The organism is Alteribacillus sp. HJP-4 (assembly GCF_042139015.1).
Classification (GTDB): domain Bacteria; phylum Bacillota; class Bacilli; order Bacillales; family Marinococcaceae; genus JBHIKY01.
On sequence record NZ_JBHIKY010000002.1, the window covers coordinates 289,362 to 306,844 of the forward strand.

Consider the following 17,483-nt stretch of genomic DNA (forward strand, 5'->3'; position numbering starts at 1 on the left):
AAAATATATAATAATTATAAATACGATAACGTATGGTTATAAAAGGGAGTTACAATATGGAAAGCAGACAGCTTAGTTATTTTGCAGAGGTCGTCCGTCAGCAGAGCTTTACGAAAGCAGCGGCAGTCCTTCGAATTGCACAGCCAGCTATTAGCAGGGCAGTCCAGCAGCTCGAAGCAGAAACGGGCCTGATTCTGCTGATCAGAGAAAAGAAATTGATCCGCCCGACTGAAGAAGGAATGGTGCTGTACCGCTATGCAGAACAGCTCCGCAATGTTATTGGGAGGGCTGAGAATGATCTTGCCGAGCGAAAAGCCGGACGCCGTGGTACTATTGAAATTGGTCTTCCTTCCATGGCCGGATCCTATTATTTTCCAGAAAAAATGGCAGATTTTAAAAATAAACATCCTCTTTTTCATTTTAAAATACGTGAAGCCGGAACGACGATGATCGAGCAGCTCATCCTGGATGGAGAATTAGAAATCGGAATGGTAGTAACCGATGAGGTATCTGATTCGCTCGAGGTATACCCGCTTTTGCAGGAGCCGATGGTGATGGCCGCCCCCCACAGTCACCCTTTTGCAAAAAAAGCATCCGTACCGCTTCATCAATTAGCGGATGAGCCGCTCATTCTTTTCAAAGAAGGATATTTTCAAAGACGTATTATTGATCAGGCAGCAGAATTAAAAGGACGAGAACCGGAAATCGCCTTTGAAACGAATCAAATTTCGATGGCGAAATCACTCTCGAAACTGGGGTTTGGCGTTTCTGTTTTTTTAAAAATGGTGATCCACCCTGAAGACGAGCTTGCCTCAGTACCCTTTGATCCACCGGTAGTCCTGTCTCTCGGGTTAGCGCATAAAAAAGGACTGCCTTTATCCGCAGCCAATCAGACATTTCTTTCGTATTTACTTGACGATCAATCGGGAAAAGGAGGGTCCCGTCCGTGAAGCTGATAAATGTAAGCATGAATACTGTTATTGCGGATAAGCTCGAAACTGCTTATCATTTCCGGGAGCGGCTGATCGGATTAATGTTTCGCAGAATCTTCCGAGAGGGTTCGCGCGTCATCTAGCACCGTGTTCTTTCATTCACACGTTTTTTATGAAGGTTCCTATTGATGTCATCTATGTAAATGAGAAGCTTGAAGTGATTGATTTACAGACGCATGTCAGGCCTGGAAGAATTGGAAAACTCCGCTCAAATACTCACTCTGTAATAGAATTACCTGCAGGAACTGCCGTTCTGTACCGCATTCAGAAAGGTCATCTGTTGAAGCTGTCTAATCATGAGTGAAATGGAACCTTATTCAAGAATTTCTTTAATAAAAGTGGTGCGCTTTTCAGCTAGATCCACATCGACCATATCGTATTCCCCTGGACTTTTAAAGGATCGGAAGACGCGGACGACTGGTCGCTGCGGCAGGCCGGTATGCTGTCTTATAATAATACCGGAATCTCCTGTAGTAAGCTGGACCTGCGCACCTGTAGGATAAAAAGCAACAGTGCGAAGAAAGATCCACACCACCTGGTGCGCTAGACGGCGGTTTGAGAGCGCCATTATATGCTCGCAGGCTTGATAAGGCTGAAGTGCTTCGCTGCCCGCCGCTTTCCCGCTGATTAAATTATCATAATAATTAACGACGGCCGTAATTTTTGAAAGCAGATGAATCTCCTTTGCATTTAGGCCCCGCGGCTTCCCGCTTCCGTCCAAAAATTCATGATGTGCCAGCGCAATATGGGCAGACAGGGTGCTGATTTCTTTATTGCGGCGTAAAAATTCAAACCCCCGCCATGTATGGTGATCATTCTCCTCTTGTTCCGTTTTAGGAAGTATCTTTCCAACGTCGTGAAGCAATGCCCCTACCCCAAGCTCATGCAGCTTCGTTTGGTCGAGACCAAGTTTTGCACCGGTGAGTACCGCCATGATACATACATCAACGGAGTGATGATACAACTCACTGTCATTTGTGCGGATATCGGTTAGATTTAAAAGAATATTCTGATTGAGCATCACTTCCTCAAGAATGGCCCTTATCGACTGATTAATTGATTTCACTTCAAGATCTCCGCCGTTCTGAACGTAACGAAACGATTCAGCAAGCGCAGCGACAGCGGCTTTTTTAGTTTTATCCGACACTACTTCTTCAATATGTATATCAGTCACCGTTTCATTCTCTAGATATACGGCGTGAACCCCCATATGATGCAATCTTGAAATTAAGCCGACGGTTAATGGCACACCAGATTTTAAGAGAATTCGGCCATCTGTGGCATAAATACTTTTCGCAAGCTTGTCGCCCTGTTGAATATTTTTCGAAAGAGCATAGCGCATCACTGACCATCCTTTACGGCTTGTAGAGTAGCTTATTCTCTAATTATACAAGAGTCGAAAAATAGATAATAGAGTAATAAAATGACCAACATTTTTAGAAGCATTATCCCTGCTGCGTCCACCTTTTTACTCCCATGATCAATTGATCAAGCGTATGGAATTCTGTTAGGAACATTCCGTTTCTACCGGCGAGCTTTATATGGAGACTACTGAAAAAGTACTGAAGTAAAAGAAAGTCTGTTTATTATAAATGAGAATGTATTAGTTGATCATTCCTGCGCAAACTCGTTTGCACTTTATAATGATTAATCTTAATAGATTAAAGTACCGGCAGTTTAAAGCAAACCAGTGTCCGGAGAACCGGCCTGCCTTTGGTGCCTCGCAGGTATTTCTTTATTTCCATTGCGATTATCCTTTTATTTCTTCCATAAAAAAATGCCAGGCCAATGCCTGACAGTTTGAACATTAATGACGTGTTGTTTTTAAATAGGATTTGGCCACACTGCTGACTCCAGGAGACCAGCTTGACATACAGCCTGTTCTGGCACGTTCTACTGACTCGCACCCTTCCTCTTCCCAGTAACTGAGAACTTCATCATCCGAATTCATCTGTGATAAAAAGGTACGAACTGCAGAAGATGCTTTTTTTGAATCAGAGCCTTTCATACGCATATGAACCACATCTCCAATTCTAATGGTTGTAAACACAGCCATCATTCCGAGTACACTCTTTCCATTTGCCGCACGGCCCTTTTTTTCAAAAAACACATCGCTCTCATAATGCTCCAGCAAGTGAACAAGCTCCATCACTTTATGCACCGACAGGCCTCTGAAAAGCGAAAACGTTTCGAGTTGTTCCATGTTTCTACATCTTCTCCTTTTATCGTTCCTTCGAAATCCTCTATTATTATAATGACTCCAGCAGAAAATTTCTACCTATTCGTAAGAAGATGTCACAAAACGTCTACATTCTAGGAGTCGTTCGTGTCATTGTAAGAGCTTCCTGCCAAAGATTCTTGCTTTTTGCTTTTCACTTTATCCATTTCGTCTACGAAATTCTCGACGAACTCCTTCGGCATTTCTTCAAAATAAATAGATTTTGAAGGGAATGCGACATCGACCCCTTCTTCTTCAAGAATTTTTAAGATTTCATAATTTATTTCCTCTTTAATATCAAACCAGCTCAGCCAGGCGGTCGTTTTCGTAAAAAAGTACAGAAAGATATCAAGAGAGGATTCATTAAACTCGCTGAATTTAACGATTATAATTTCCTGATCAATTCCTTCATGACTGCGCAGGAGCCAGTTGATTCGTTTTACTACGTTATCGAGCTGGTCGCGCGGAGTTCCATACTCCACGCTGAGTTTAAACGAAATTTCACGTTTGTTAATTTCCGACCAGTTCGTAATGGCTTCATGGGCGAGTGTTTTGTTCGGTACCGTCACGAGCGAATCGGAGAATGTTCGGACCTTCGTACTTCGAAAGGAAATATCCTGGACAATTCCTTCGACCGTTGGCGTTTCGATCCAGTCCCCTTTTTTAAAAGGGCGCTCCGTCACGATAATAACGCCTCCGAGAAAATTGCTGAGTGTATCCTGTGCTGCAAGCGCAAACGCGAGACCCCCAAGACCAAGCCCGGCAATAAACCCGGTAATGTCATATTCCCATTCGATTAAAATAACTGTTACCGTCAAGGCGACTATAACAAAACGGGAAAGACGGGATATAAAAGGAACAAGCATGCTGTTTTCTCCGTCTTCCATGTTGCGTGTCATTCTTGAAAAAACCGTTGAATTCACCGCAACAAAATTGAAAAACCCCCATCCGATAACAAAAATAATAAGAGAACGGTAGATTGTATTGATAAATCCCAGCTCTGCCCTAGGGAATGGCAGGTACAGAAGCGCGAGATAAATACCGAGAATGCCGATGAAAAAACGAATCGGTTTTTCAAATGCTATTAAAATGTTTGTGAAGATACTCGTTGGTGTCATACGGGCAAGGTTTAAAATCACCCTAAAAATATATCTCGTAAATATCTTCCTCATAAAAAAAACAAAAAGGAAAATAAGTATCGCTATTCCTATATCCAGCCATGGCAGACCTATCAGCCAGTTCTGTGCGTCAAAATAAAAATCCATAAATCCCCTCCGCTGAATGATCTCATATATCTCTACCCACTTCGAAATATATCGTAACATAAAATAGAAAACCACACCCCGGAAAGGTGTGGTTGAATGGTTCCCTATTTCTGATAAACGAGATTACCGAGGATATAGGTTTCTTCTACGTGGCTGAGGTAATCAAACGGATGCCCGTTCCAAATGGCAAAATCCGCGTCCTTCCCAGCTTCAAGCGAACCTTTCGTCTTATCTAACTGAAGATGCCTCGCTGCATTAATCGTAATAGCCTGTAGTGCCTTTGCCGGGGAAAGACCCTCTTTAGCTGCCGTCTGCGCAGAAGTCAGTAAGTATTCGATCCCGACTACAGGGTGATCGGTCGTTATGGAATAATTGATATTATATTTATCCAGCTCAAGCAGAGTATGCCACCCTTTATCGGAGAGCTCTGCTTTAGATTTCGAGGACATTGTCGGCCCGACTGACACCATAACATTGTGTTCGGCAATATATTCAGCTATGTGGTGTCCGTCCGTACAATGTTCTATCGTAACCGGAATATCAAATTCCTTCTTTAAGCGAAGAAGAGTGACAATATCATCGGCACGGTGGGCGTGGGCACGCAACGGAATTTCTTTGCGGAGTACCTTAACGAGCTGCTCAAGCCCTAAATTCCGTTCAGGCATATCTCCTTTTTCAAGCTTTACCCTATAATTTTCAGCCTTGATGAAGGCCTCGCGAAACATAGCGGTGATTCCCATTCGCGTGACCGGCGCTTTACCTTTTGATCCATAAAACCGCTTCGGATTTTCCCCAAACGCCGCTTTCATACCGGATGGATGCTGAATCACCATTTCATCAACAATATGTCCGGCTGTCTGCATCGTAATCATTTCGCCGCCGATGACATTGGCGCTTCCCGGCATTACCTGTACAGTAGTCACTCCGGAGCGGCGAGCCTGCTCATAACCTTCTTCCATTGGGTTTACCCCGTCAATAGCCCGGATAAACGGAGTCACCGCGTCACTCGTTTCATTAAAATCAGCACCCTGCGGCCCGATTCCTTCCTCGTGGACGCCCAGGTGTGTATGTACATCAATCAATCCAGGTGTGATAATTTTGCCGGCTGCATCTATCTTTTCATAAGTAGACGGCACTTCCCCGGCCTGGGCTATCCCGTCTACCTGTGTACTATTGACAAGGAGCGCAGCATTTTCTATAAAGTTTCCATCAGGCATCATAAGCGATGCGTTAACATATGCTTTTTTCATGATGAAAAAACTCCTTTGAGAAATTTTGTTTCGGTTCACTAAACAACTTCTCGTTCCAGTGAAAAATTCCTTCTTTTTTTCCGAAATCGTTTTTCTTCTGGTAAAATTAGGTTATGTAAGGAAGAGGAGGCGTTTACTATGAGAGCGGATGCTGTTTTTGAAGGCGGCGGTGTACGCGGGATCGCGTTTGCCGGAGCGGTGGAAGCGATGGAAGAAGAAAATGTGCAGTGGGAACGTCTCGCCGGCACTTCTGTAGGAGCCGTCATTGCGGCGCTTCTGGCAGGCGGCTATACGAGCGTTGAAATTAAAGAAGCAATGAGAAACTTTGATTATGCAAAATTGAGAGGAGAAACGTTTCTTAACCGTATTCCACTCATCGGGAACCTGGCCGAGCTTATCTTTCACTTTGGCATTTACAAAAATGATTATTTAAAAGACTGGATCGATTCTCTGCTGCACGCGAAAGGGATCAAAACCTTCGCTGACCTTCCTTCTGATAAGTTGAAAATTATTGCTTCCGACATTTCTAACGGTCTTATGCTGATATTGCCGGACGACCTCGACCGCTACCACATGACCCCGGCCGATGTAAAAATATCAACAGCCGTGATGATGAGCGCATCGATGCCGTTTTATTTTCGGCCGGTCAAATGGAAATCCAATCTCCAGCACACTTCATACATTCTGGACGGCGGACTTCTCAGCAATTTTCCGATTTGGATTTTCGACGTCGAAAAACCACGCTTTCCTACCTTCGGCTTTCGTTTCATAAAAGATGAAGTACGGATCGATCCGGTCATACCGACTCCTTTTCACCTATTTCAAAATATCTTCAAAACGATGATGCAGGCACATGACATGCGCTACATCAGTGAAGAGACAAAAGAACGGACCATCCAGATCCCCGCCCTCGGCATTAACTCCACGGACTTTGACCTCACGGAGGAAGAAATTAGAATATTACTGGATTCCGGCTATACAGCCGCTAAAGAATTCTTAGCCACGTGGGACTTTGAAAAATACCAGCACAAGCGAAAACCTTGAGCTCAGCAGTCTAAAAAAAATATTGACACAAACCTATGAAAATAGTAAATTATATATGTCGCCAACATAACTACATAGCTGTTCCGTTAGCTCAGTTGGGAGAGCGCCACCTTGACAGGGTGGAGGTCACTGGTTCGAGCCCAGTACGGGACACCAAGAAATTACTCCCCCAAGGGATTGCCCCTTGTTAAGTTCAGAATAAAATACCATACCAAAAAGTAGTCCACTGCTAGGGACTCAGAAGGTATAGTTTAAGAGCGCTTCCTCAGAAAGAGGAGGTGCTTTTTCATGCTTTTAGATTTCGCACAGAAAGAATTTATCCATGAGAAGAAACTTGAGGGTTTAACTGAGAACAGTTTGAAAGCTTATAAAGAGCTCTTTCATGTATTCAACAAGTATTTCTTTGACGTTCGAGAAGTTGATGATTTAGAGCCAAGAATGATAAGGGAATTTATTGTCTGGTGTATTGAGGAAAGAAAAAACGCCCCCTCAACAGTCAATACAAAAATTAAACTCCTGAGAGTCTTTTGCAAGTGGTTATTCGAGGAGGGAATCACCGAGGAGAACTTAGCCAGAAAGCTCAAGTATCAGCGTGAACACGACAAACCAAAAATACTTGATGATAAAGAGCTTGACATTGTTCTTAAACAAATTAGAAGGGAGAAAAGACGGAAAGAAAATGAGTTCCAAGCTCGGAGGAATTATGCTCTAATGTTAACTTTAGCTGGCTCTGGTCTAAGGATTAGTGAAGCTCTTTCATTAAATTGGAGCCACATTGATATGAAAAACCAGCTCATACAGATTTATGACAGTAAGAATGGTGACTTACAAAGTGTCCCTCTCACAGAGCGACTAAGACAGGAACTAACAGATTGGAAAGGATACCAGAATGAATATTTTTATACCAAGCGTGAAGCTGTCTTTGTTACCTCCAGAGGAAGCCGGCTCAGCAGAGCTGGAGCGCAAAACATATTTAAACGCATACGAAAAAAGCTCGGCTTGAAGAGTGACTTCTCCCCTCACACCTTGAGGAATTTTTACATCAAAAACTTACTCAAGAAAGGTGCAAACCTTAGGGAAGTGCAACTTTTAGCAAGACACAGAAAGATTGACGTAACTAGAAAATATGTAGGTTACTTCTCTCATGAATTACTGGAAACACTGGACGAGAAAGATGCCTTAAAAGACTTAACTTAAGGAGGAAACATAATGAATCATATTCATGAGGACTGTTTGAGGTTAATTATTGAAGCGAAACAATTAGGATATACACCTAAGGAGATAAGACAGTTTATTCAAAAGAAGAGCTGGCTCAACTTTAACTGTGAGTGCTCCCACAAGCAGAGTGAAACTCAACAGAAGAAGGCTCTGGAGTATTTACTGAGCAAGGACACTAATAATAAAGACAATAGAACGCATACTCAAGCACTGGTAGCCTTCACCAAGGTTATTTACAACTTATAAATAAATTAAAGGAGCTTCCCCTCTAGTTTGGCGAGTGAAGGAAGCTCCAAAACCAATAAGAGAGGCTGTTCCCTCTCACCTTTTATTATAAGAAAAGGAAAAGAGTAGGACAACATCCATAATTTGGAGTAAAACCATGAATAGTTTAAGGGAGTACGAGACTTTTAAGACTGTCTCTGATGTGGATTCCTTTGCGAGTAATGCTTTAAGTTATTTTGCTTTAAATAAAACTGAGAGAGAGCTTCTCTGGCTTCTTGCTGGTCATTCAGTAAAGTTTGTCGGAGTAAGCTTCTTAAAGCTGTCTTCAATTGCTGAAGCTTTGAAGGTATCCAAGCGAACTGTGCAAAGAGCTCTAAAGTTACTTATTGAATATGGAGTAATAAAAAGAGTTAGAACTCTGAGACCAGTGAAAGGAGGCTTTGGTGCTTCCATAACTATTATTTGTCCACTCGAATTGTCCACTCGTGATGAAGCTATTGAGCCAACTTCTGAGCCTTCTCACAAGGAAGAAAATAAGAAAGAAACATTTCCTTTCAAATCATTCTCTAAAGATATTCAATACTTACGACACCAGAACGAAATTATTTATAGTTACTTAACTGAATTTGTTCCAGAAGAATTTATAAAAGCAGCAAAACCTTTCTTTAATGCTGAGGAAGTCTTTTCCCTTTGGGGGAAAGTTCACGCTTGCTCAAGGAGGTACGCTCCAAAGGTATTAAATATTATTGAGCCAGCAATTATTGCTTTTAAAGTTTCTGTACTCTCTTATAAGAAGGAGCGTATAAAGCAGTCATTTGGTGCTTATTTCTGGGTAGCCCTCTCAGGTGTTCTAACTATCGAACAAAGAAAAACTGTTAATAATGATTCCTTAAGTTTGAGCAGATAGTTACAAATATTGAGTCTGTACAGCAATAGAGAAAATTATATTTAACTTAATAATAAAAAAAGTGACTAAGAGCTGAAACTCTTCAGTCTTTTAATCATTTTCTTTTTTAAAAAGTGGGGCTATTACGTCATTACCCGAAGGCAACTCATTATCTATTTTTTTTAATAACTCCATAATCATCTCTCTTAATAAATTAGCATTATGCGTAAGTGAGCCGTCCATTTTAATCCTAGATAAATCATAAACTCTCTCGTTTTCGAGCTCTTTAAGTTTGTTCTCTATTTCAAGAATCTCAGCATCATACTCTACAAATAAACTTGATCTTAGCCCACCCATAAATAACCTCCTTTTTTTTTGTAAATAAATTAATTCTACGTTAATTATTCATATCCTCTTATTTGTATCAAATTATTTTTAAAATTAAATGATTAAAGTTTTAACTGTAACTATTTTACTCTTAGCACTACTAAAGATAGTTGTACGAGAGAGCTATTCTCAAACATCAGAATTTCATCTTCTGTACACTGCTATCTTAATAATAAAAAGAGGGTCACCTTTTTAGTTAACTCTCTTCTCGCTCTATTCTTTGTTTAATTAACTTATTCCTTATCCATTTCCCTTCATTTTCAGAAAGGTATTTAAAGGATTCAAACTCACTAATTTCATCAATATGAAAGCTTTTTAGTTCGCATCCTTTTGACTTGATAGCATCTCTTACGAGCTTGAATATCCTTTTTGCCCCACCCTCAGGGGATTCTGCATCCATTTCCCCAGTATCCTCAAGAGTGTACTCTTGCCCCTCTGGGAGTACTTCAAAGGTGTATGTGTATTTATAAAAATAAGTTCTCATTATATCATTCCTCCTTGGCTGCGTTCTTGAGCGTTTATAGACTTCGACTTTCTTGAGCGCCCTCCTTGTGCGTATGGCTTTTTTGACATAATAACTTCAATGTCAATCTCAGAGGGTTCTTCCAAAATTCCTACATGTTCTTTCTCATGATTAAACACTATAGCCATATTTGAACCAGCTTCTCTCAGAGCCTCCTCAATGGAGCACCTTACCTGTTCACATTCCAAGCTATAATCCTCTTTTAAAGTAATCATCAAAATTCCGTTCACTTCGTAGAAATTTTTGAACATTTAATAATTCACCCCTCAAAGAGTTATTTTTTTAGAAAGCCCCCAAGAAAGCGACTCCAGCATATTGCCTTCTGCATCACCTTTTCGAGAGCTCCAGCTCATTATCTTGCTCTTATTGCTTGGCGTAAATCTCTAAAGATACTCGCTTGCGTTTCAGTTTCCACTGACCTAGCAGCAACCCTTACAGCTTCCTTACTCCCATTTCCTTGAACGTCTATAGAGCCACCATGTTCATGTCTGTGAGTCACTGTAATACTGCTTCTTCCAAAACTGAAGCTATTAAGCTTCTCCATCTCAGAAGCTGGCTGGCTCATAATGTCGTTGAGTTCTCCAAAGCTCTTTTCTGCCATTTTGAGCATAGGGTTTACTTTCTTGCTCATCCCCTTAGCGAATGTTGGGAAGAAGGATTCTCCAGACTTATCAAGGTCACTCAACGGACCTTCTTTGGCAGGTGAGAAAGGTAAGAAACTTCTTATCTTTTCCATACCACCTTTTACAGCGTCTTTAGCTTTGCCAATTCCATCTTTAATCCCTTTAGTTAGTGAGTCTAATAAACCCTTACCAGCTTTAAGAAACTTAGAGCCAAAGTTCTTTATTGCTGTAATAATGTTTTGAACTCCTGTTTTAACAGCATCTTTAGCCTTGCTCATCATACTTGTGAATTTACTGGATAGCTTAGAAGCCAAGCTTGTTATGAAGTTCATCACTTTTCCCGGCAAGTTACGGAAGAATCCAACAACAGCCTCTATTCCAGAGCGCACTAGTGACTTGGCTTTATCCATCATGGAGGTGAACTTACTAGCTAAATTAGAGGCTAAATTTGTTATAAAGTTCATGACTTTCCCCGGTAAAGCTTTAAAGAAATTTATTACAGCAGTTGTCCCAGACTTTACCAGTGACTTGGCTTTGCTCATCATACTTGAGAATTTGCTTGAGATATTGCTTGCCAGTGTGGTAATGAAGTTGACCACTTTAGAGACTAAATTTCCAAAGAAATTTATTACAGCAGCTATTCCAACTTTTACTTTTGTCTCAGCAACCCTCATCATGGTTTGGAAGCCATTAGATAACTTGGAAGCTAAATTCTTAATGAAATTCATTATTTTTGAAGGTAACTCCCTGAAGAAGTTAACTACCTTAGTTACCCCGTTAGAGACAGCTTCTCCAGCCTTTGACATAGCGTCTTTAAAGGTGTTCCATAATTGAACCGCAAAAGGGCGAATGACTGACCAGACACCTTGAGCGAATCCAACAAAGAACTGAACAATTGCGTTTAGTAAATTTCCTACAATCTGAACTAAATTCTTCATAGCTGCTTTGGCGTAATCCATAGCAGCACCCCAGTCACCACGAAAAACAGACATGATAGCCATACCTAAATTTAGTATGAATTGGATAGCAGCGAGAATTGCAGCGACTATTGCAGAGAAAGCTCTTATGAGCCCGTTTATTATTCCAATTGCAACCACCACGGCAGCAGCTAGAGCCACTCCTATAATGACCACCAAGGGCTTAATAGCGTTCCAGAGCATCTTAGCAAACTCAACCACCTGACCAAAGATTGTCTTAATCTGTTCAAAAACGGGAGACATGCTTTCCCATAAAAGCTGAGCATTTTGAGCTATCATCTGAAAGACACTAATAAGGATAGGGACAGCAATTTGAAAAGCTGTCTGAAGCATATTCCAGACGTTCTGAAGCTTAGTAAAGATTCCTGAAGCTGCTTCTCCTCTTGACTGCCAAGCGCTTACTAGCATATTCCAGCCAGACATGAGCAAGTTAGAAAGCACTCCCCAAGCGGTCTGGAGAGTAGTCCAGAGCTGTTTTAGCAATTCAAACACATGAGGTTTGTTAGCGTTCCAAGTGTTCACCAGCATAGTCCAGCCTGTTTGAAGTGCGTTCTTGACCGTCTCAAAAGTGCTCTTTAGAGTGTTGAATATCCCTTCAAAATAAGGAGCGAATGTTGACCAGTTACTCATAATTGAATAAGCAAGTAAGCCAATTAGAGCACCAATTTTCAAGAATGGCGATAAACTAGAAACTGCTTTTATAATTGCAGAACCGTATTTATAAAATGCAGGTACAAGACCTCCAGTAATAGCACCAGCAACAGCCATAATCATAGCCCTTACACTAGGTGGCACTAGCTCTCTGAAAGCTCCTGCGATACCATTTTTAATGATTGAATCTCCAAGCGCTAAGAGTGCATCTTTAGCTGATGAGACTCCATTTGTTAGCCAGCTCAAAGCATCTAATTGTGACATGATAGCTTGAAATACATCATCAAAAGCCATCTTAGCCATTGTTAATTGACCTACAAAAGTACCTCCAAGAGCTTCAGCACTTCCACCATATTGAGTTTCCAGCTCACCAAGGATAAGCTTTTGAGCTCCTAGCATGTCACCTGACTCCTGTAAGGCTTTTACCTGCTCTTTTTGTTCGTCAGTAAAAGATACTCCAACTCTTGAGAGAGCTGTCATACCCTGAGTAGGGTCATTTAATGCTTTACCTAGCATAGTTGCTGCGCTTTTGGTGTCTATTCCCATAGCAACAGAAAGGTCTGTCATAAGCCCTGTGGTTCTGTCAAACACATCGTTTCCTTTTCCTGCTTCGTTTCTTATATTTGTAAAAGTTAAAAGCATATTAGCACCCGTTCTAATTGCTTCGTGCTCAACTGAAGTTAAATACTGCATGCCTACTGCCATTGTGTCTATATCGCTTGCTGTTACATTAGCGACTCCTCCAGTGGACTTAATAACTGCATCTGTCTGAGCTGAAATTCTTTCAATCTCTGCTAGTTGCATTACAGCTCTTCCACCAAGAGCCACAGTGCCAGCTACAGCTCCTGTGACCATTCCAAGGAGCACTTTAGAAGCTCCAGCAGCTCTCTCCATAGCACCTTTCATACCATCTACACTGGAGCCAACATTTTGCAAGGTTGAACTTGCGTTGTCTGTCGCATTTACTAAAATATCTATAGCTGAGTTACTCATTTACGTCACCTCCAAATTTCCAACTAAAAAAGACTCCCTTTGTGGGAGTCCTGAGCCAGCTCATTAATTTTGCTCATCTTCATCTTCAAGAAATAACTGGGCAATTCCGACTTTCTGAGTATTATCTGCGTTTGCTGTGCTTGCTTTGAACTTTCTATTAAGCCCTAGCGTTTCAGCAAATCTAATTAGTTTTGTCTCAAAGTCGTTATATTGTTGACTGTCTGCTAAGAAGTCCACAGCGTCTTTTCTTGCTTGCTTAATCAAATTCATAATATAACGATCAAATAAGCTCAGATTTACTGGGTCAGTTGCATCTTTGTAGTTCTCGAAGTACCAATCAATAAAATGGTTATATAATTCAACTTCTTCTTTAGTAAGCGATTCTTTAAAGTCTTTGGAATAAATTCCATGAATAACATTTGCTTTTGGATGTAAATTAGCCATTGATTTTTTCCTCCCTTCTTCCGTTTTTTGTCCTGTACTTTTGCCTCCATGCCATTGACAGCGTCCATTGTCGCTTACTGGCGTTCTCGTGCATACTCTTCCTTTTCTGGTAATTGCTCCGCAAATCTCTGCGGTCTTCTTAAGCTTCCTTTTCATTTCCTTAATGGCTTTTTCGTTACCGTCTGCTTTTGCTGCTTCAGCTTCCTCAACTATCTTTATTAATTTTGGGTCTTTCTTCCAAGCTCTTGCCATACTGCACCTCCCTTTTTTTCACACTAAAAAAGCCCCATGAGATGGGGCTCAATTAAATGCTTCCGTTTCCAAACTGCTTAGCGTATTCTTCATAGAACTTTTGATCTTCTTCACTTATTTCTGGCTCATCATAATAATTGCTTTCTTTTTCCATAGGGTCAGAATATAAGGAATTACCAAATTTTTTAACATGCTTTTCATAAATTTCCTCAAAGTTATCTTCTTCCTCTTCTTCCTCTGGAGTTTCATTTTTCATGGCTTTTTCTAGCTTAATTCTTAGCTTCTTAAACTCATCCATTTCAGCCTTGGAAAGTGTTTTTGAGTTGTCTAAAGCTTTAACAAATAAATCTGCAAGCCTTTTTAGCTCTTTCTTGCTCATATTAAAACCTCCAATTTTTTTATATAGTCATAAGCCCTTGAGCTTCTAAATTATCTTGCATTTCCATGAGCTGGCTCACTGACCAGCATTCAATGAATTTCCTCTCGAATTTTTCTAAAGCTTCAAGAGCATAGCTTAAAAGCTTTACTGAGCCAGTTTCTTGAAAGTGCTTGCTTGCTGCCTCGTATGACTGGATAAGGTTTTTATAGTTGTTGAGTACATTTTCCAAGCTATCACCTCATGGGTTACTTTTTGATATTCTCTTTTTTGAACTCACACTCATTAATTGTGTCGAGAATTTCTTCGATGCGTGGTTTAACTTTATCTTTACAAATTAAAGAGGGGTCAAGAACTATTCCGTTTTTCGCTGATTTAACTTCATAAATAGCTCTTGCATTTCTTAACTTGGGAATTGCTCTTTTAATGAAGTCAATTGAAACCCCAAACTCATCAGCAATATGCTTTCTTTTCCAAATTAGTAGCTTGTTTGAGTCTTGCTCACTTGGATTGTCGACTAATAAGTGTGTTTTCCAGTGAAAATGTGAAGTAAGCAACATTAAGAGACCAAGCTCACTTAGTGTTAACTTTTGAGCAACCTCATGGAGCCTTGTTTTGTAAAGCCTCACAAATCTGAAGCTCTCCTCAGAATAACCACAATTAAAGAATGTTTCTCCAAGGCTTATAACAACTTTTCGACCTTGTTTTTCACGAGTAATTAAGCTGTATTTTTCAAGCTCACCAACTACTTGCCTTGTTTGTCTTTCAGATTTCCCTATAAGATTTGCCAGCTCAGTAACACCAATTCTTTTCTTGTTATGAAATAAAGCTCCATCAGAGTTAAACTTCACAAAGCTGACCATGAACATTAACAAGCCATTCTGTTCAAGGGTTAACTTATCTTTCACGTTACTGAATTGCTCCTTCACCATGACAAACCTCTCATTTGAGTTATTGCTTCTCTCAAAATACCTTTTTTGTCTCTCCTTTTGCTCAGGAGAAATTATAGTGTAACCTGAGCCTGTTAAGTCACTGACCTTTGTTTCTTGTGTAATTTCCACTGACATTTTCTGCTCTCCTGCTGCTTCTTTGACAGCTTTTAAATTCAAACTAAAAAAGAGGCTCACTGAAAGCCTCCGAGTTTCTTCTTTATTTCCATGTTTCTTAATTGTTGAATAAATAAGAACTCCCTGAGCTTCCTCTCCTGAGCCAGTTCATTAAGCTCAACTTTCCTTTTGATCTCCTTTACCTCTCTCCTCTCCTCCCTCACAAGACCACCTCTCACAAGTAAAACAGGGGAGCAACCTCCCCAGTCTCCTCTTTTAGTCGAACATTTTTCTGAGCTTATTTACTATTTCCTGTACGTCTTTTTCAATATCCTTGTCTTCCTCTGCTGTTGCCTGCTCCCACATTTCTTTTAGTTTTAGCTGAGTGACGTCTTCTTTTGAGAAGTAACCCTTTGCCCTAACCTTGTTCAAAAGCCTCTGAGGTCTCCCTGAAGCAACTCGTATATCATCAATACCTGAGAGAGCGTCAAGCTCATAGTCAATGAAGTTGTTAAGCTGCTCCTTGAGTTTTAAGCCTCTCTGAGATCTCCCGTACTGCTCAATGTCGCTCTGGAGAATCGCTTCAATTTCCTCCTCGCCTTTTTCAAGGTTTAACTGTGAGACCTGCTCATTGACCTTTGCAGCTTCCTTATTCAGTTTCTCTTGTTCTTTTTGTAGCTTTTCAAGTCCACTTTGAAATTTGGCTAACTTTTTCTGAACCGTAGCTGTTCCGTCCAACATTGACTCTGTCTCAGCTAATCGAATGGCGTCTTTTGTTCTTTGAATCTTTGTGCTGACCTCTTGGAGTTGCGCTTGAAGTTCATTCTTCTTAGAAAGTAAATCCGTTTGCTCTACCTCTTTTGAAAACTTAAAGTTGAAAATACCCATAATAATCACTCTCCCACTGTTTTCTTTAATTTTTAATTTCTCCGCTATTCTTTATTTCTGCACTAACGAGTCCGTCTAAATCAGTTTCGTTTAATCCGCTAGCCAATTTGTTAAGCGTTTTGAGCGTTGCTGTCTTTGTTTTCTTCATTCGAGACAGGCTCGCTATATCAATTCCTGTCTTATCTGAAAGCTGTGTCAGGGTGATTCCTTTCCTGTCCAGAACCTTATTAATATCAACGTAAAACTTAACTGCCATTTTCTTCACCTCAATAATTCCCTAGCATTATGAGCCAGTTTCTCAGCGTCCTTTAATAATTGAATGTACTGAGGAACGCTCAACCCGTTTGCACTGGCTAAATATTTGAATGTCCTACTCAGTTGCTTCTTGTCAATTAAGCCCTCAGAGCGTTTCGACTCAATGAACTCAAAAATACTCATGGTTCCTTTTCTTTGATTTACCTCTCTTGAAATGAGAATAATGTTCCCCTTAGTGCTTCCAAAAAACCTCTTAGATAAGGCTTGGAAATGGTCGATCTCTAAGTTCTCAACCTTTTTACCACTAATTAAGCATCTTCCATTAGAGAACCTCTTGAGTTCTTGTAAATCCTCCTCAGTGAAATTGTCAGGCATCCCAAGGATTCTGGCTCGGTAGTTCTGCCTTTCTACTGCTCGTTTATCTCTGTTTTGCTCTAAATACTCTCTTTGTTTAACGTTGAAGCAAACCTTACATTCAACTCGGTAATTTCCTTCCATTTTTCGAGTGAAATCTTCAATGAGTTTTACTCTTCCGCAATCTCTGCAAGCTTTCTGTACTGCCTTGCCATCTTTCCAAAGTTCAATTTGTTTAGTCTTCTTTGTCTCTTTGACCGTGAACATTTGTATCACTCTCCTGCTGTTCTCTGTATTTGTATTTGCATTTTTGTTAATCTCTCTCCATAAAAAAGAAGCCAGCATTTTAACTGGCTCATATATAAGCTGTTAAAGAAACAGCAGAGAGAGTATGTATCATTAGGGGCGCTCGCCGGCTCAAAGGGTCATGGCGCACCTCTAATGTGTGAGGTGTTTCTTGTGTAGCTTTTTCAAGGAGTGTGGGAAGCTTGTAACTGCTAATCTAGAGTTAACACATTCTGCTCGATAGAATTGAACACTTTTTAATAACTATCCCTCCCCGATCATGTAAACTTACATGAGTATGCTAGTTTGTGATTGGGAGGGCATGAAGGGT

General features: G+C 40.6%; 23 protein-coding genes and 1 tRNA gene. 8 read left to right on the forward strand and 16 right to left on the reverse strand.

The genetic code is table 11. The features are described 5' to 3' along the window. The first annotated feature begins 56 nt into the window (after positions 1-56). The 3 genes from ACE4RR_RS02920 to ACE4RR_RS02930 are packed head-to-tail and all read left to right on the forward strand — an operon-like array spanning position 57 to position 1,296. Positions 57-950, forward strand: coding sequence for a LysR family transcriptional regulator (locus tag ACE4RR_RS02920; protein WP_375533893.1), 894 nt, complete (start codon positions 57-59; stop codon positions 948-950). After that, complete coding sequence (locus ACE4RR_RS02925; protein WP_375533894.1) at positions 947-1,075, forward strand: hypothetical protein; 129 nt, start codon at positions 947-949, stop codon at positions 1,073-1,075. Before ACE4RR_RS02920 ends, ACE4RR_RS02925 begins: the two co-directional genes overlap by 4 nt. A gap of 29 nt (positions 1,076-1,104) precedes the next feature. Next, a complete protein-coding gene (locus ACE4RR_RS02930) occupies positions 1,105-1,296 on the forward strand; it encodes a DUF192 domain-containing protein (RefSeq protein WP_375533895.1) in 192 nt (63 codons plus the stop codon). Positions 1,297-1,305: 9 nt separating this feature from the next. Here ACE4RR_RS02930 and ACE4RR_RS02935 read toward each other — a convergent pair whose 3' ends face one another. From ACE4RR_RS02935 to ACE4RR_RS02950, 4 genes are all read right to left on the reverse strand, one after another. Next, positions 1,306-2,334 (reverse strand): HD-GYP domain-containing protein, encoded by a 1,029-nt coding sequence (locus tag ACE4RR_RS02935; protein WP_375533896.1) that lies wholly within the window; start codon positions 2,332-2,334, stop codon positions 1,306-1,308. Positions 2,335-2,799: 465 nt separating this feature from the next. Further along, the gene (locus ACE4RR_RS02940; protein ID WP_375533897.1) at positions 2,800-3,195 is read right to left on the reverse strand and encodes an HPr family phosphocarrier protein; all 396 of its coding nucleotides are present in this window, start codon (positions 3,193-3,195) and stop codon (positions 2,800-2,802) included. Between the two features lie 110 nt (positions 3,196-3,305). Continuing rightward, positions 3,306-4,475, reverse strand: coding sequence for a mechanosensitive ion channel family protein (locus tag ACE4RR_RS02945; RefSeq protein WP_375533898.1), 1,170 nt, complete (start codon positions 4,473-4,475; stop codon positions 3,306-3,308). 104 nt (positions 4,476-4,579) lie between these two features. After that, positions 4,580-5,725 (reverse strand): amidohydrolase, encoded by a 1,146-nt coding sequence (locus ACE4RR_RS02950; RefSeq protein ID WP_375533899.1) that lies wholly within the window; start codon positions 5,723-5,725, stop codon positions 4,580-4,582. Between the two features lie 138 nt (positions 5,726-5,863). Here ACE4RR_RS02950 and ACE4RR_RS02955 point away from each other — a divergent pair, with 138 nt between their 5' ends. The 5 genes from ACE4RR_RS02955 to ACE4RR_RS02975 all read left to right on the forward strand — a co-directional run bounded on the left by ACE4RR_RS02955 (position 5,864) and on the right by ACE4RR_RS02975 (position 9,119). Beyond that, positions 5,864-6,769 (forward strand): patatin-like phospholipase family protein, encoded by a 906-nt coding sequence (locus ACE4RR_RS02955; protein ID WP_375533900.1) that lies wholly within the window; start codon positions 5,864-5,866, stop codon positions 6,767-6,769. Positions 6,770-6,849: 80 nt separating this feature from the next. Beyond that, positions 6,850-6,925, forward strand: a tRNA-Val gene (locus ACE4RR_RS02960). Positions 6,926-7,057: 132 nt separating this feature from the next. Continuing rightward, on the forward strand, positions 7,058-7,966 hold the full coding sequence (locus ACE4RR_RS02965) for a tyrosine-type recombinase/integrase (protein WP_375533901.1): 909 nt from the start codon (positions 7,058-7,060) through the stop codon (positions 7,964-7,966). 12 nt (positions 7,967-7,978) lie between these two features. Continuing rightward, a complete protein-coding gene (locus tag ACE4RR_RS02970) occupies positions 7,979-8,233 on the forward strand; it encodes a hypothetical protein (protein ID WP_375533902.1) in 255 nt (84 codons plus the stop codon). 136 nt (positions 8,234-8,369) lie between these two features. After that, positions 8,370-9,119: a helix-turn-helix domain-containing protein gene (locus ACE4RR_RS02975; protein WP_375533903.1), complete on the forward strand. Its 750-nt coding sequence runs from the start codon at positions 8,370-8,372 to the stop codon at positions 9,117-9,119. Positions 9,120-9,209: 90 nt separating this feature from the next. On the opposite strand, the gene ACE4RR_RS02980 is transcribed toward ACE4RR_RS02975, so the two are convergent. The 12 genes from ACE4RR_RS02980 to ACE4RR_RS03035 form a co-directional block, all read right to left on the reverse strand. Beyond that, on the reverse strand, positions 9,210-9,455 hold the full coding sequence (locus ACE4RR_RS02980) for a hypothetical protein (RefSeq protein WP_375533904.1): 246 nt from the start codon (positions 9,453-9,455) through the stop codon (positions 9,210-9,212). Positions 9,456-9,681: 226 nt separating this feature from the next. Then, complete coding sequence (locus ACE4RR_RS02985; RefSeq protein WP_375533905.1) at positions 9,682-9,969, reverse strand: hypothetical protein; 288 nt, start codon at positions 9,967-9,969, stop codon at positions 9,682-9,684. Further along, entirely contained in the window at positions 9,969-10,259 is a 291-nt protein-coding gene (locus ACE4RR_RS02990; protein WP_375533906.1) for a hypothetical protein, read from the reverse strand. The genes ACE4RR_RS02985 and ACE4RR_RS02990 overlap by 1 nt, the downstream gene beginning before the upstream one ends. Before the next feature lie 101 nt (positions 10,260-10,360). Then, positions 10,361-13,252: a hypothetical protein gene (locus tag ACE4RR_RS02995; RefSeq protein ID WP_375533907.1), complete on the reverse strand. Its 2,892-nt coding sequence runs from the start codon at positions 13,250-13,252 to the stop codon at positions 10,361-10,363. A 63-nt stretch (positions 13,253-13,315) separates the two neighbouring features. Next, entirely contained in the window at positions 13,316-13,948 is a 633-nt protein-coding gene (locus ACE4RR_RS03000) for an HGGxSTG domain-containing protein (RefSeq protein ID WP_375533908.1), read from the reverse strand. A 52-nt stretch (positions 13,949-14,000) separates the two neighbouring features. Then, positions 14,001-14,327 carry a hypothetical protein gene (locus ACE4RR_RS03005; RefSeq protein WP_375533909.1) on the reverse strand — a complete coding sequence of 109 codons (327 nt, stop codon included), beginning with the start codon at positions 14,325-14,327 and terminating at the stop codon, positions 14,001-14,003. A gap of 19 nt (positions 14,328-14,346) precedes the next feature. Beyond that, entirely contained in the window at positions 14,347-14,556 is a 210-nt protein-coding gene (locus tag ACE4RR_RS03010) for a hypothetical protein (protein WP_375533910.1), read from the reverse strand. 16 nt (positions 14,557-14,572) lie between these two features. Next, positions 14,573-15,451 carry a hypothetical protein gene (locus ACE4RR_RS03015; protein WP_375533911.1) on the reverse strand — a complete coding sequence of 293 codons (879 nt, stop codon included), beginning with the start codon at positions 15,449-15,451 and terminating at the stop codon, positions 14,573-14,575. Then, positions 15,448-15,594 (reverse strand): hypothetical protein, encoded by a 147-nt coding sequence (locus tag ACE4RR_RS03020; protein ID WP_375533912.1) that lies wholly within the window; start codon positions 15,592-15,594, stop codon positions 15,448-15,450. Before ACE4RR_RS03020 ends, ACE4RR_RS03015 begins: the two co-directional genes overlap by 4 nt. 52 nt (positions 15,595-15,646) lie before the next feature. Continuing rightward, complete coding sequence (locus tag ACE4RR_RS03025; protein ID WP_375533913.1) at positions 15,647-16,258, reverse strand: hypothetical protein; 612 nt, start codon at positions 16,256-16,258, stop codon at positions 15,647-15,649. A 25-nt stretch (positions 16,259-16,283) separates the two neighbouring features. Continuing rightward, the gene (locus tag ACE4RR_RS03030; protein WP_375533914.1) at positions 16,284-16,514 is read right to left on the reverse strand and encodes a helix-turn-helix domain-containing protein; all 231 of its coding nucleotides are present in this window, start codon (positions 16,512-16,514) and stop codon (positions 16,284-16,286) included. A gap of 5 nt (positions 16,515-16,519) precedes the next feature. Beyond that, entirely contained in the window at positions 16,520-17,212 is a 693-nt protein-coding gene (locus tag ACE4RR_RS03035) for a hypothetical protein (RefSeq protein ID WP_375533915.1), read from the reverse strand. Positions 17,213-17,483 lie beyond the last annotated feature (271 nt).

Bases quoted from the DNA above. Each gene is read 5' to 3' on its own strand.
- ACE4RR_RS02990 (WP_375533906.1), bottom strand. From the start codon at position 10,259: ATGTTCAAAAATTTCTACGAAGTGAACGGAATTTTGATGATTACTTTA.
- ACE4RR_RS02995 (WP_375533907.1), bottom strand. From the start codon at position 13,252: ATGAGTAACTCAGCTATAGATATTTTAGTAAATGCGACAGACAACGCA.
- ACE4RR_RS02930 (WP_375533895.1), top strand. From the start codon at position 1,105: ATGAAGGTTCCTATTGATGTCATCTATGTAAATGAGAAGCTTGAAGTG.
- ACE4RR_RS02920 (WP_375533893.1), top strand. From the start codon at position 57: ATGGAAAGCAGACAGCTTAGTTATTTTGCAGAGGTCGTCCGTCAGCAG.
- ACE4RR_RS03025 (WP_375533913.1), bottom strand. From the start codon at position 16,258: ATGGGTATTTTCAACTTTAAGTTTTCAAAAGAGGTAGAGCAAACGGAT.
- ACE4RR_RS02950 (WP_375533899.1), bottom strand. From the start codon at position 5,725: ATGAAAAAAGCATATGTTAACGCATCGCTTATGATGCCTGATGGAAAC.
- ACE4RR_RS02980 (WP_375533904.1), bottom strand. From the start codon at position 9,455: ATGGGTGGGCTAAGATCAAGTTTATTTGTAGAGTATGATGCTGAGATT.
- ACE4RR_RS02975 (WP_375533903.1), top strand. From the start codon at position 8,370: ATGAATAGTTTAAGGGAGTACGAGACTTTTAAGACTGTCTCTGATGTG.
- ACE4RR_RS02970 (WP_375533902.1), top strand. From the start codon at position 7,979: ATGAATCATATTCATGAGGACTGTTTGAGGTTAATTATTGAAGCGAAA.
- ACE4RR_RS02935 (WP_375533896.1), bottom strand. From the start codon at position 2,334: ATGCGCTATGCTCTTTCGAAAAATATTCAACAGGGCGACAAGCTTGCG.
- ACE4RR_RS02945 (WP_375533898.1), bottom strand. From the start codon at position 4,475: ATGGATTTTTATTTTGACGCACAGAACTGGCTGATAGGTCTGCCATGG.
- ACE4RR_RS03035 (WP_375533915.1), bottom strand. From the start codon at position 17,212: ATGCTGGCTTCTTTTTTATGGAGAGAGATTAACAAAAATGCAAATACA.
- ACE4RR_RS03005 (WP_375533909.1), bottom strand. From the start codon at position 14,327: ATGAGCAAGAAAGAGCTAAAAAGGCTTGCAGATTTATTTGTTAAAGCT.
- ACE4RR_RS03000 (WP_375533908.1), bottom strand. From the start codon at position 13,948: ATGGCAAGAGCTTGGAAGAAAGACCCAAAATTAATAAAGATAGTTGAG.
- ACE4RR_RS02955 (WP_375533900.1), top strand. From the start codon at position 5,864: ATGAGAGCGGATGCTGTTTTTGAAGGCGGCGGTGTACGCGGGATCGCG.
- ACE4RR_RS02940 (WP_375533897.1), bottom strand. From the start codon at position 3,195: ATGGAACAACTCGAAACGTTTTCGCTTTTCAGAGGCCTGTCGGTGCAT.
- ACE4RR_RS02965 (WP_375533901.1), top strand. From the start codon at position 7,058: ATGCTTTTAGATTTCGCACAGAAAGAATTTATCCATGAGAAGAAACTT.
- ACE4RR_RS03030 (WP_375533914.1), bottom strand. From the start codon at position 16,514: ATGGCAGTTAAGTTTTACGTTGATATTAATAAGGTTCTGGACAGGAAA.
- ACE4RR_RS02985 (WP_375533905.1), bottom strand. From the start codon at position 9,969: ATGAGAACTTATTTTTATAAATACACATACACCTTTGAAGTACTCCCA.